General features: G+C 66.7%; 10 protein-coding genes. 3 read left to right on the forward strand and 7 right to left on the reverse strand.

Translation table 11 applies throughout. From position 1 onward, the window contains the following. Window positions 1-14: 14 nt before the first annotated feature. Window positions 15-1,820 carry an acetyl-CoA carboxylase biotin carboxylase subunit gene (locus tag FHR72_RS13565; RefSeq protein WP_183468784.1) on the reverse strand — a complete coding sequence of 602 codons (1,806 nt, stop codon included), beginning with the start codon at window positions 1,818-1,820 and terminating at the stop codon, window positions 15-17. 737 nt (window positions 1,821-2,557) lie between these two features. Between FHR72_RS13565 and FHR72_RS13570 the strand changes: the two genes are divergently transcribed. Next, window positions 2,558-6,688 (forward strand): YncE family protein, encoded by a 4,131-nt coding sequence (locus FHR72_RS13570; protein WP_183468786.1) that lies wholly within the window; start codon window positions 2,558-2,560, stop codon window positions 6,686-6,688. Window positions 6,689-6,708: 20 nt separating this feature from the next. Here FHR72_RS13570 and FHR72_RS13575 read toward each other — a convergent pair whose 3' ends face one another. Both FHR72_RS13575 and FHR72_RS13580 read right to left on the reverse strand, forming a co-directional pair. Continuing rightward, entirely contained in the window at window positions 6,709-7,824 is a 1,116-nt protein-coding gene (locus FHR72_RS13575; protein WP_183468788.1) for a GGDEF domain-containing protein, read from the reverse strand. Window positions 7,825-8,040: 216 nt separating this feature from the next. After that, a complete protein-coding gene (locus FHR72_RS13580; protein ID WP_183468790.1) occupies window positions 8,041-8,364 on the reverse strand; it encodes a hypothetical protein in 324 nt (107 codons plus the stop codon). Window positions 8,365-8,556: 192 nt separating this feature from the next. On the opposite strand from FHR72_RS13580, the gene FHR72_RS13585 reads away from it, so the two are divergent. Continuing rightward, window positions 8,557-9,279, forward strand: a complete 723-nt coding sequence (locus FHR72_RS13585) for a DUF6199 family natural product biosynthesis protein (RefSeq protein ID WP_183468792.1) — start codon at window positions 8,557-8,559, stop codon at window positions 9,277-9,279. Between the two features lies 1 nt (window position 9,280). Here the strand turns inward: FHR72_RS13585 and FHR72_RS13590 are convergent, their stop codons facing one another. The 4 genes from FHR72_RS13590 to FHR72_RS26555 are packed head-to-tail and all read right to left on the reverse strand — an operon-like array spanning window position 9,281 to window position 11,998. After that, the gene (locus FHR72_RS13590) at window positions 9,281-9,691 is read right to left on the reverse strand and encodes a SufE family protein (RefSeq protein WP_183468794.1); all 411 of its coding nucleotides are present in this window, start codon (window positions 9,689-9,691) and stop codon (window positions 9,281-9,283) included. Next, window positions 9,688-10,587, reverse strand: a complete 900-nt coding sequence (locus tag FHR72_RS13595; protein WP_183468796.1) for a sulfurtransferase — start codon at window positions 10,585-10,587, stop codon at window positions 9,688-9,690. The genes FHR72_RS13590 and FHR72_RS13595 overlap by 4 nt, the downstream gene beginning before the upstream one ends. 53 nt (window positions 10,588-10,640) lie before the next feature. Beyond that, window positions 10,641-11,807, reverse strand: a complete 1,167-nt coding sequence (locus FHR72_RS13600) for an acyltransferase family protein (protein WP_260156026.1) — start codon at window positions 11,805-11,807, stop codon at window positions 10,641-10,643. Further along, complete coding sequence (locus tag FHR72_RS26555) at window positions 11,792-11,998, reverse strand: hypothetical protein (RefSeq protein ID WP_260156027.1); 207 nt, start codon at window positions 11,996-11,998, stop codon at window positions 11,792-11,794. Before FHR72_RS26555 ends, FHR72_RS13600 begins: the two co-directional genes overlap by 16 nt. A gap of 233 nt (window positions 11,999-12,231) precedes the next feature. On the opposite strand from FHR72_RS26555, the gene FHR72_RS13605 reads away from it, so the two are divergent. After that, window positions 12,232-12,600, forward strand: a complete 369-nt coding sequence (locus FHR72_RS13605; RefSeq protein ID WP_183468800.1) for a hypothetical protein — start codon at window positions 12,232-12,234, stop codon at window positions 12,598-12,600. Window positions 12,601-12,675 lie beyond the last annotated feature (75 nt).

Consider the following 12,675-nt stretch of genomic DNA (forward strand, 5'->3'; position numbering starts at 1 on the left):
GAGTGCGACGTCGACTATTCGGCGCTCTTGAGCTCGCAGACGACCGTGCCCTGGGTGACTGCGGCGCCGGCCTCGACGGCCAGGCCGGTGACCACGCCGTCCTTGTGGGCGGTCACCGGGTTCTCCATCTTCATGGCTTCGAGCACGACGACGAGGTCGCCGGCCGCCACGGTCTGGCCTTCCTCGACCGCGACCTTGACGACCGTGCCCTGCATCGGGGCGGTCACCGAGTCGCCGGACGCGGCCGCACCGCCGCCGCCGCCACGCTTGCGCGGCTTCGGCTTCTTGCGGATCGCACCGTGCGGCTGCCCTCCGCCACCGCCGCCGAGGGCGAGGTCGCCGGGCAGCGACACCTCGAGGCGACGGCCACCGACCTCGACCACGACGGTCTGGCGCGGGATGGTGTCTTCCTCGTCGATCGGGTCACCGCCGGTGAACGGCTCGACGGTGTTGTTCCACTCGGTCTCGATCCAACGGGTGTGCACGTCGAACTTCTCGCCGTCGCCGATGAAGGCCGGGTCGGCTACGACAGCCCGGTGGAACGGGATGACGGTGGCGAGGCCTTCGACATGGAATTCGGCCAGCGCGCGGCGTGACCGGGCGAGCGCCTCCTCGCGGGTGGCGCCGACGACGATCAGCTTCGACAGCATCGAGTCGAACTGGCCGCCGATGACCGAGCCGGCCTCGACGCCGGAGTCCAGGCGCACGCCGGGGCCGGTGGGGATGTCGTAGCGGGTGACCGGGCCGGGCGCGGGCAGGAAGCCGCGGCCGGCGTCTTCGCCGTTGATGCGGAATTCGAAGGCGTGGCCGCGCGGGGTCGGGTCCTCGGTGATGTCGAGGGCTTCGCCGTTGGCGATCTTGAACTGCTGCAGCACCAGGTCGATGCCGGCGGTCTCCTCGGTGACCGGGTGTTCGACCTGCAGGCGGGTGTTGACCTCGAGGAAGGAGATCAGGCCGTCCTGGCCGACGAGGTACTCGACGGTGCCTGCGCCGTAGTAGCCGGCCTCCTTGCAGATGCGCTTGGCCGACTCGTGGATCTCCTTGCGCTGCGCGTCGGTCAGGAAGGGCGCCGGCGCTTCTTCCACGAGCTTCTGGAAGCGGCGCTGCAGCGAGCAGTCGCGGGTGCCCGCGACGACGACGTTGCCGTGGGTGTCGGCGATGACCTGGGCCTCGACGTGGCGGGGCTTGTCCAGGTAGCGCTCGACGAAGCACTCGCCGCGGCCGAAGGCGGCAACGGCCTCACGGGTGGCCGAGTCGAACAGCTCGGGGATCTCTTCGATGGTGCGGGCGACCTTCATGCCGCGGCCGCCACCGCCGAACGCGGCCTTGATCGCGACCGGGACGCCGTACTCCTTGGCGAACTCGACGACCTCGTTGGCGTCCTTCACCGGGTCGGAGGTGCCGGGCACGAGCGGCGCGTTGGCGCGGGCGGCGATGTGGCGGGCGGTGACCTTGTCGCCGAGGTCGCGGATCGACTGCGGGCTGGGGCCGATCCAGATCAGCCCGGCGTCGAGGACGGCCTGGGCGAAGTCGGCGTTCTCCGAGAGGAAGCCGTAGCCGGGGTGGATTGCGTTGGCGCCGGACTTCGCCGCGGCGTCGAGGAGCTTCTCGAAAACGAGGTACGACTCGGCCGAGGTCTGGCCGCCGAGCGCGAACGCCTCGTCGGCAAGGCGCACGTGAGGTGCGTCGGCGTCAGGCTCGGCGTAGACCGCCACGCTCTGCAGTCCTGCGTCCTTGGCTGCGCGGATCACTCGGACGGCAATTTCTCCGCGGTTGGCGACGAGCACCTTGGAGATCTTCGAGCTGGCATGACTGGCCACTGCGCCTCCTGATGGCATGGTTCTGTTGGCCGTGATCGGCCATCTCTAAGAAACGTCTTTAAGAATCTATCGGGCAGTTTAAGCGGCACCGTTGAGCCCACGCCAAGGCGGTCTCGGTTACTGCGGAGTAGGTTCCGCTGCCGTCTCGTATCACGCCGACGCAGGGGCGCCGGTGGCGTGGGCCTTGATGGCTGCACACTGGAGCGGCCACCTTGGGAAATGGGCATTGCGGCGGTCGACCTGCCGGTGGCCCGGCCGCAGGGGTTCCGATGTTCGAAATTTGCTCGCGTCGGCGTGACCGAGTTGCTCGGACTTCGCACCCACCGCGATGGCGCGGGTCACCGGCGCCGCCGGGACTTCGAGCCCAGATCATTCGACCCCCTTGGGAGCAGTGTCGATACTGCTGTCGTCCGTTCGGACGAGCTTCGACGCACGAGTCGAAACAATCCTAGAGGTGATGTGCGAGGTGATAAGAACAACGTGTCGGGGGCCGATCGTGAAGTAGCTCGCCGAGTTCGGTCCACAGCGTGAGCGGCGGGATGCACCACATGCACAAACAGTCGGGTGATCGCACTACTGACAGCGGTATGCGGGGTGACCGCATTCGCCGTTCAGCGCGTGGCGGGGTTGAGCCGATAGCGTGGCTCGGGGGAGGCGCGGTCAGTCTCGCTATCGCGGCTGCAGCATTGTCCGGTGCCGGCGTCGCCGTTGCCGAGGAAAGCGGCGCGGAGTCGTCAGTGACCCCGGTTGCGGACGCCACCGGCCCGGCGCATACCGGGTCGGCCGGCAGCGGGGTTGGTTCTGCGGACGAAGCTCCCCCGGCAGACGCCGACACTGCGGCCGCCGAGGATGCCGACTCCGACGGCGTCACCGAGGCGCCCGACGACGATGCACTAGACGACGCCGGCGGGGACTTCGAGCCTTCCGACGAAGAGGACAGTCGGGCGGGCGACTCGGAGAACCCGCCCACTCTCAACACCCCGCGGCATCGGCCCAACCGTGGCTCCGATAACGACCAGTACCGGCTGCCGGCCGAGCGCGAGTCGGATGCGTCAGAATTCGACGAAATCGCGGATTCGGATTCGACACTTGTCGACACCGAGGCAAAGGCTGACGACCTTCCGGTGGTTGTGCAGCAGCCCCTTTTTGATGGCGCGACGCAGCGTGCACCCTCCGAAGTAAAGGAGGCGCGTACAGCGACCACCGAGATTGCGGGCTCACATGGAGTTCTCGATGACCTCACGTCGGCGCTCCTGGACGGCCCGGTGGCCCCTGTCGAGTCGCCGCTGGCGTGGGCGTTACTCGCCGCCGCCCGTCGCCAGTTCAGTGGATCCGCTGACGACCCCGGCGCAGAATTACCGGCGACCGCCGTCGTCAACTCCGCCCCTGCCGCCACCCTGAGTCGGCAGAGTTCCCCCAGCGCTTGGACCGGGAAAGTGACCGGCAGGGTCAGTGTCGTAGACGCGGACGGCGATCGCGTGACCTACACCGTGTCGTCTGCATCACGAGGAACGGTGACGATCAACGAGCGGGGGACGTTCTCCTACACCCCGACCGTCCCCGCCCGGCACGCCGCCGCAGCCGAGGATCCCGCAGCCAGAAGCGATTCGTTCGTGATCTCTGTCAGTGACGGCCGGGGCGGCATCGCCGAGATTACTGTGACGGTGCCGGTCAAGCCGCTGAATAGAGCACCGTCAATGCTGCGCGCCACCCGTGCCGCCGCCGATCCCGTCACCGGCGTGGTCACCGGTCGCATCACCGCGCGCGACAGCGACGGCGACGTCCTGATGTACAGCGCCGCAGATCCGTCGAGCGGGACACTGACCTTCAATACGGATGGCACATTCACGTATGTCCCCAGTGACGCAGCGCGGCTGAACGCCAGGTCGACGTGGCGCTCCGATACGGACAGCTTCGTGGTCACCGTCGACGACGATCACGGCGGTGTTCGGACGCTGACGGCGCGGGTCGCCATCGCCCCGGAGAACTCGGCGCCGGTCGCCGGGATTCCTATATTCAGCGGATACAGCGGGTTTAGCGGTGCGATCACCGGTGCCGTCAATGCCGCCGATCCTGATGGTGATTCGCTGTCTTACTCCGGATCGTCGACCACCTCGAAGGGTCGGGTGACCGTGTATTCGGGGGGCACGTTCAAGTACACACCGACCGCCGCCGCGCGGCACGCGGCTGCCACGGGTAATCCCGATGACACCACGGACACCATCGTCGTCGTCGCGAAAGACAAATACGGGGCGGTGACCACGATCTCGGTGACCCTTCCCATCTTGCCCCGAAACGACGCGCCCCGCCCCGGCAGAACGACTGTAGGTCAGCCTGCTTCGGCAACCGGGGTTGTCGTCGGACGGGTAACCGCTACAGACCCCGACGGCGATCCACTGAGTTTTACCCGCGGCACGGAGTCGGGTAAGGGCGTAGTGGAGGTCAAGGGGGACGGGTCGTTCATTTACACCCCGACGGTGCAGGCGCGCGTCGCAGCCGGTGCAGCGGGTGCTGACAACGCCGCGAAGGTCGACCGCTTCTCCGTCACGGTGCAGGACGGCCACGGCGGTATCACGTCGATTCCGGTGGAGGTCCCGATCGCGCCCAGCGTCGGGAACCTGCCTCCGCAAGCAGAGTTCGCCGATATGGGGGAGCCCGACCTGATCACGGGTGCGGTCACCGGGCACCTGGGTTTCGTCGACCCGGAAGGCAGTCCGCTGAGCTATGCGCTGGTGACGGACGTCGATTCCAGGACCGGTACCGTCGAACTCGATGCGCAGGACGGGTCGTGGCAGTTCACGCCCACCTTTGAGGCACGAATGGCGTCATGGGTGTCCGGAGGATCGACCGTGCAGTTCACCGTCGCCGTGAGTGATGGGGAGGCCGCCGTCAACAAGACCGTCACCGTGATGATCGATGCACGACCGGTGATCGCCGACATACCGGTGGGCGCACGACCGTTCGACATGAAGCTGACACCAGACGGCGGCCATGCAGTCGTCACCTTCTACGGCGACGCGGGGGTGGCCCTCGTGGACACCGAAACCGGTGAGCTGAAGCGCGTACAGGTGGTCGGCTCCAACGGTGTGGTGCTGATGGACCCGAATCGGGGCCGCGCGTATGTGAGCACCTACATCGACGGCTACGGACGCTATATCACCGAAATCGACCCCGACACGGGCACAGTCGCCGGCGGCCCGTTCTTCTTAAACAACAGCAGCCCAGGGCTCGACAGAATAGTGATCACGCCCGACGGCCGATACATCTACACCGCCGCCGACAGCTGGACGGTGACAGTCTTCGACACTCTTACGAAAACGACAGTCGGAGGCCGCGCGATCGTCGACCACCTCAACGACACAGTGGTCAGCGGACCGATCCTCTATGGCGGCCCGCGAAACCTCCTGGTGAGCCCGGACGGCAGTCGGATCTATGTGCTCGGTTCGGCGACGACCGCGCCGCCCACTCCCGGCCAGGTGTTCACGATCATCGGAGCCGACACCCAGTCCGTCATCGTCAACGGTGGCGGTGCCGGGCCACTGGACGCCAACGCCGTCTACGACCGGACAGTTGTCAGTCCCGACGGCAAGTACATCTACACCGCCCTCAGCACACGCCTCGACGGCCGATGGGTCGCTACGGTCACTCAGGTGGACACCGACTTGAACGCGATCGTCGCGCAGTCGTTGCCGTTGACGGGCATCGATGTGCGCGAGATCGCGGTGACCCCGGACGGCAGACGTCTGTATGTCCTCACCGAGGACGGGGTGACCGTGCTGAATCCCGTTCTCGACATGGCGATCGAGGATCACATCGCGATCCCCGGCGTCGGCGCACAGTCGTTCCGCGGTGACGACCTCATCGTCAGTGGTGACGGTCAGCGGCTTTACGTGGTGCAAAGCGGCGCCAACGCGGATCCCGTCACCGAGGGAATGGCGGGGTCCATTACGGTGATCCGCACCGCGACCAACACGATCGTCGGTACGCCAATTGTTGTGCCCACCGCGCAGGCGGTGTCGCTCAGTCCCGATGGCAGCCGACTGTACGTCCTGAACTACACCGATTCCGCCGTCGGTCAGGGATCGCTGACGATCATCAAGACCGGAACCTCCTACTCGAATCCCGCGACGAGCGCTCCCTCGTCGTATGCGGGCCTCTTCCAACGTCTTCGGTACAAGACCGCCTACGCGGCAGAAGGGGTCCACATCGAGACGGTGCTCGACGACGAGGGCAACGACGCCCGGGTGATCGTCTACCTGGGTGGGACTACTGAGGACTGGTTCGGCACCAATCAACCCCGGATCGACAACGTGCCGGCCTTCGTCCAGCGAACGGTCAAGGAGGAACAACTCAAGCTGATCGACGCGGCGTTGGAGCGGGCCCCTGGGGCGAAGGTGATGCTCGTCGGGTACAGCCAGGGCGGGATGGACGCCCAGAACATCGCGGCGCTCGGCCGTTACGATGTCACCAGCGTCGTGGCTTTCGGATCACCTATCGTGCAGGCCGGTAGCGATAAGTACGCGACGATCCATCTCTGGGATCCGCGGGACAACGTCGCGCTGTTGACCCATTCCCGGTACGGCGATCTGTATATCGATGCGCTCGACGACCATGAACTGTTCACGTTCACGTCCGACACCACCGACCAGAGCTGGCTGATCCCGTTCGTGGACAGCGGCTTCTGGAAGGTGCACGGCGGGCTCGGCACATATCTGGACGTCGGGAATGCATTCGAGAACTCTTCCGAGGGCAACAGTCCGAATTTCCGGACTGTCAAGAACGACGTCCAGCAGTTCCTGGGTCAGCCGCTCCTGACGATTCCTAACGGATACTTCTTTGTCGACGGCATGCTCATCCCGTCCTTCTGACCCGTAGACCAGTCGAACCGCTAGTCGACGGCGTTGCGGTCCGGGTCGTATGCGCCGTTCGCGAGGTCCGCCGCATGGTGGCGCACTTGATTGCGCCCGCCCCGCTTCGCCTGATACATCGCGACGTCGGCCTGGGCCGTCAGCCGGTGCAGCGTGTCGACGATGTTGCCCGCGTCGATCTGCGAGATGGCGACGGTGGCGGTGCCGACGCTGGCGGTCAGGTCGTAGGGCGTGTGGGTCACCGCCTCTCTGGCGCCCTCGCCGAGATCGCCCGGCATCGGTGTGGAGAGGAGGTCGGCGACAAGGAACTCCTCGCCGCCGATCCGGCCGACGATCGCCGACTGCGGGAGCCTCGACCGCAGCGCGTGGCCGACCGCGACGAGGGCGTCGTCGCCCGCGCTGTGCCCCAGGGTGTCGTTGAGCGCCTTGAAATGGTCGAGGTCGATCATCGCGAAGACCAGGAAGCGGCTGTGGCGCTCGTCGTCCAGTACCGCGGCGACCACCTCACGTTCGAAGGAGCGTCGATTGAGCAGACCGGTGAGCGGGTCCCGGTCGGACTGGATCAGGTCGAAACCCAGCGCGTGCACCACGATCTGGATGGCCAGTGGGACGCCGGCGTTGAGTTCGACGACGAGGAAGTACAGCGACAGCGCCAGCACGGGCTCGCCTTCGCCGGCGAGCTGCACGGCGTGCACGGCTGCGATGCCCAGCGCCACCGCGAGATTGGCGGTGACCAGCCGCGTGGAGTGGAAGAACGCGAGGTAACCGCCGGACACGGCGAGCGCTGCGCAGGCGGTCAGGCTGATAGCGGGGTCGGCGTTCGTCCAGCTGCCCAGCGCGATCGATACGCAGATGGTGAGGGCGAAGCCGACCGACTGGCTCCAGGTGGGCCACTTGGTCAGCCAGAGGACCGCGTACCCGAGGCCGGCCACTCCGGCGACCACGCCCAGTCCGAGCAGCAGGACGTGGTTGGTCGCTGTCGGGCCCCACAGCGCATTGGCCGGTACCAGCGTCCCCGACGCGGAGACGACCGCCATGAAGATCTGCGTGGGGCGGGAGAACCCACGGGCATGGAGATAGCTGGAGAGCCAGTCGTACTGGTCTGGCTGTCGCCACCAGCGCCTGATCGCTCCCATGGAATCCCCGAATGTCTCGCCGGACCCGCCATCTGAGTTCCCCCTCGGCGATGGCAGCGGCTCGGCCGAGCGTAGCCGCAGCGCGCGGCTGCTGTCAGCAGATCCCGGCCGACGTCAGCGTCGTGTTCGATATGCCGTCGCGCGTCGAAATGCACGATGGCCCAACGCAACGCGCCCGGCACCAGGGTGCCGAGCGCGTGCGGAATCAGAGTGAGGTCACCAGCCGCCGATGCCGGGACCGCCCGACCAACGCGGTAGGAACGGCTGCGCCCGGGTGCCGTTGAGACGATCGGGCACTGCTCGTTGCGAACCCCTGACCTCGCCCTGGGCATGCAGGTAGTCGTCGGCAGAGCGGACCTCGCCGAATGTGGCGTCGCTGGACACGGTGCCTTGCCGACTGGTGACGGTGCGGTCGGGACGCAGTTCTTCGGCGGAGGCGGTGGCGCTCGACAGGGCGACAAGAGTGACCGGTGCGGCGAACACCGCTGCCCATGCAGCGGCCTTGCGTGCACGCATCCAACCCGTGGTGGTCTTCGACATTCCCAACCCTTCCTGAACACTCCCTGTAGGAATGCTGTTGATCACCTGGTAGTGACGAGAGTAACAGGCGGAGTCGGCCGCGCCAGGCCTTCGCGGTTACCTGCTTATCGTCAGTAGGGCCGCCGCGTTACGAGCGGCTCGGCCCCGAAATTGGTGCCCGAAGGTGGCTTTGGCCGCGGTTAGTGTCAGCCCATGGGTGCCGGTGGACTGGTCTTGCTCGTTCTAGGGGTGCTCGTCGGCGGTGTGATGGTGTGGAAGCCGCGAGCTCTGTGGTGGGCGTTCGAGTCGTGGAAGTTCCGCAATCCGGAGGCCAACGAGCCCAGCGACGCCGCGTACATGATGACCCGGCTCAGCGGTGTCGGCCTCGTGGTGCTGTCGGTGGTTCTCGGCGTGGCCCTGATGCGCGACGGCCGCACCGAGCAGGAGGAGCAGCGCGCCGCGGAGGAGCAGGCCGCCGCCGACGCCGCGTTCGTGCCGCCGTCTCCCGAGGTGCGGGCCCTGCTGCCTGTGGTCGGAGCCTTCGCCGAATCGGGCGGCAACGTCGCCGAGGTGTTCTTCCAAGTACCGGAGAACGCGTTCTCGGAGCGGATTCGTAGCAGCCAATCGTCGTCGAGCACGCGGCTGTTCACCGTTCCCTGCTACTACAAGCCGGTGGTGACGGATGCTCCGGACGGGCGCACGCTCGTGAACGTCGAACTGATCTGGCAGCCGCAGAAACGCGCCGATGCCGCGAAATCAGACGCGTGCAGGTTGGGCGGTGACCGCAAGACGGAGAAGCAGTTCGTGCGATCACCTGCCGGCAGCCCCCCGCCGATCGTCCTCACCGACGCAGCCATCGTCACCGCGAGCGGCACCGAAGTCACACCGGCGGCCCCGGGGAATCCGGTCCCGGCATTACCGCAGCCGGCGGTCTGAGCTACTTCAGACGCTTCTTGATGCGGCTGAGCATCGCCGACATGCCGCGCAGGCGCAGCGGGCTGATCAGCTTTCCCAGGCCCAGTTCGGAGTAGAAGTCGTCCGGCACGGCCAGGATGTCGTCGGCGGACTGCCCATCGAGGCCGGTCGCGAGGATGGCCGCAAAGCCGCGGGTGGTCGGCGCCTCGGCGGGGGCGCTGAAGAACAGCCGCACGCTGGAGCGGTCGCCGGCGTCGACATGCAGGAAGAGCGGGGACTGGCATTCCGGGACCGGCTCCATCGCCGCCTCTTCGAGTTCGGCGGGCAACGGGGGGAGCTCGTCGGCGAACTCCAGAAGCAGGGCCAACTTGTCTTGTCCCTCAACCTCTTTGAAGTCCGACACCACCTCGGCCAGCGCCGCCGGCATGCTCACGGTGTGTCGCCCGGCGCATTACCTGGTTCTGATCCGACGGCGACGGGCACGCGCACGGCGTTGCCCCATTCGGTCCACGATCCGTCGTAGTTGCGCACGCCCGTCATCCCGAGGAGGTGGGTGAGCACGAACCAGGTGTGGCTGGAGCGCTCGCCGATGCGGCAGTACACCACCGTGTCGTCCTCGGGCTTGAGGAAGCCGTACAGCTCGTCGAGCTCGGCGCGGCTGCGGAAGCGTCCGCTCTCGTTGGCGGCCTTGCCCCACGGGATCGACACCGCGGTGGGGATGTGCCCGCCGCGCAGGGCGCCCTCTTCGGGGTAGTCGGGCATGTGGGTGCGCTCGCCGGTGTACTCCTGCGGGGAGCGGACGTCGATCAACGGCTGCCGGCCCAGGACCTGCAGAACGTCGTCCTTGTAGGCGCGGATCGGGGCGTCGTTGCGTTCCACGACGGGGTAGCCGGTGGTCTGCTTGGTGGGTACGTCGAGCGTGGTGTCGCGACCGTCGGATATCCACAGCGTGCGGCCGCCGTCGAGCAGACGCACATCGGGGTGGCCGAACAGGGTGAACACCCACAGCGCGTAGGCGGCCCACCAGTTGCTCTTGTCGCCGTAGATGACGACGGTGTCGTCGCGCGCGATGCCCTTGCGGTTCATCAGGTCGGCGAACTGCTCACCGGTGATGTAGTCGCGGACGTTCGGGTCGTTGAGATCGGTGTGCCAGTCGATCTTGACCGCGCCGGGGATGTGGCCGGTGTCGTAGAGCAGAACATCTTCGTCGGACTCGACGATCGCAAGTCCCGGCCGACCGAGATTGCCGGACAGCCAGTCGGCGGTGACCAGCCGCTCGGGGTGAGCGTAGGACTGCAGGGCGGGGCTGGGATCAGCAGGTAGCGGCACGTGTGTGAGCCTACCGGGGCTGCTCTGCAGATTCTGGGCGCAATCGTGTCCAGTTAGAGGGTCGGCGCACCGATGGCGTCGCCGCTCATCGCGTAGCTGATCACGCTGAGGGTGATGAGGACGAGGCCGCCGACCGCGCCGACCTTCGTCGACAGTTCGGTGTGAAACAGGCCGTGCCGCATGTCGGCGCGCGCCTGCCGCACCGCCGTCGGGCTGAAGTCCCGGAGCGGGTTCTCGACGAGGTAGTGCAGCAGCAGCGCGAGCCCGAACGTGAGGGTCACCGCGCTGGCGTAGAAGTACACGTTGCGCTCCATGACCACCGCGAGAAGCACAATCACGGGCCAGTGCGCCAGGTACAGGGAGTACGAGATGTCGCCGAGGTAGGTGCTGACCCGGTTGCGCAGGAATCCCTGGAGATCGGGTTCGCGACCGACGCCGGCGGCGATGACCAGCGCGGCGCCGGCGACCGGCAGCAGCGCCCACGGCCCGGGGAACCCGGAGGCGCCGTCGACGTAGACCACGGCTGCGGCGATCAGCGTCAGGCCGGTCCACGACAGGATGGGGCGGATCAGGTCCGGAATGCGGGCGAGCGCCCCCACAGCGGTGGCGAGTAGCGCGCCGGCGCCGAGCTCCCAGAGACGCGTCACCGTGCTGAGGTAGGCCCACGACGGAGAGGACATCGTCTCGTAGATCGACCACGTCAGCGACGCGACGACGACAACGCCGATTGCCGAGGCGATGCGTGCCCGCCACCGGGCGTCGCTCCAGGCGCCCCGAATCGCGATCGCGGTGATGCCGAAGAGGACCAGCGGCCAGACGATGAGGAACTGCTCCTCGACCGACAGCGGCCAGTAGTGCAGAAGCGGAGACGCTGAGTCCGTGGCCGCCAGGGGGCTCGCCCCTGACGCGGCGAAGTGCCAGTTGGCGACGAAGAGGAACCCGAAGAGGGCGTCGACGCCGATCGCGAGTGCCGTCGAGGGCAGGACATAGAGCGAGGCGAGAACCGTCAGGACCAGCACGACGGTCGCGGCCGGAACAATCCGGCGGACGCGGTCGAGATAGAACTTGCCCAACGGCAGTGCGCCGCTCTCGGCCGTCGTTCGCAGCAAACTTTCAGTGACGAAGTATCCGGTGATGACGAAGAAGACGTCGATGCCGACGAAGCCGCCGCGGGGCCAGCCCGTCAGATGAAAAGCGACCAGAGCTAGCACGGCGACCATCCGAAGGCCTTGGACATCGAGTCGATGATTTGCTCGTTCTGCACGTCGGCGCCGACGTGCAGACGAATCGCGCCATTGATCCAGCTTTGTAACCATTTTTGTCCCCCCGGCGTACATTCTGCGGATGCGTCAGCAGTTCGCTGATTTCCCCCATCCACGTCGTGTTGCAACGATACCGTGTCGGAGCTCACGGCGTCACCCCTCAAAATCGGTGCAGCTCACGAGGGGCGCCAGCTGCGTGTCGGCTGCGTGGATTCTGGGGGTTTGCTTGGGCGGCCTGCTACAGGGGTTTCGCAGCTTTACAGTTGGCTGGACACCGCGTCGGGAACGCGAGCAAAGCTGCTCAGCCCGACGTCAGCCCGGCAGGGTCCTCTGAGAACTGCGCCTATCGGGCCGATTTGACGATCCGGACAAGGGGCTGACCGTGAAGAGAACAATCGCGATAGCAATTGCTGCGGGTGCTGTATTCGCCGTCGGCCTCGCCAGCGCAGGACCCGCGGCCGCGCACGCCGACGACGGGTTGATCCAGTACAAGGAACCCAACGCGATGTGGGTGATGCCCGACCTCAAGGACGAGGTGCTCTTCCGCGCCGAGCAGGACGTCGAGACCGTCGTCGATCAGATGCCGGTGACCTTCAAGACGAAGGCCGTGAACCATGAGGCCGTCTACAACCTCGAAGAGTGGGTCGTCTGCGGGGAGTCCCCGAAAGCCGGCACCGCGCTGTCGGCGCAGAAGACGAAGTCGGTGACGTTATTGGTCGAGCGCCCCGGCGCCGAGCACTGCGGGGCGTGATTTCGCCGGCCGCCGTGGCCATTTTGTTATCGAACGACTGGCAGGAAACCGGCAGCCACCACTACGCTTTCCTGC

Origin of the sequence: Mycolicibacterium iranicum, from assembly GCF_014190915.1 — a bacterium.
Lineage (GTDB): Bacteria > Actinomycetota > Actinomycetes > Mycobacteriales > Mycobacteriaceae > Mycobacterium > Mycobacterium iranicum_B.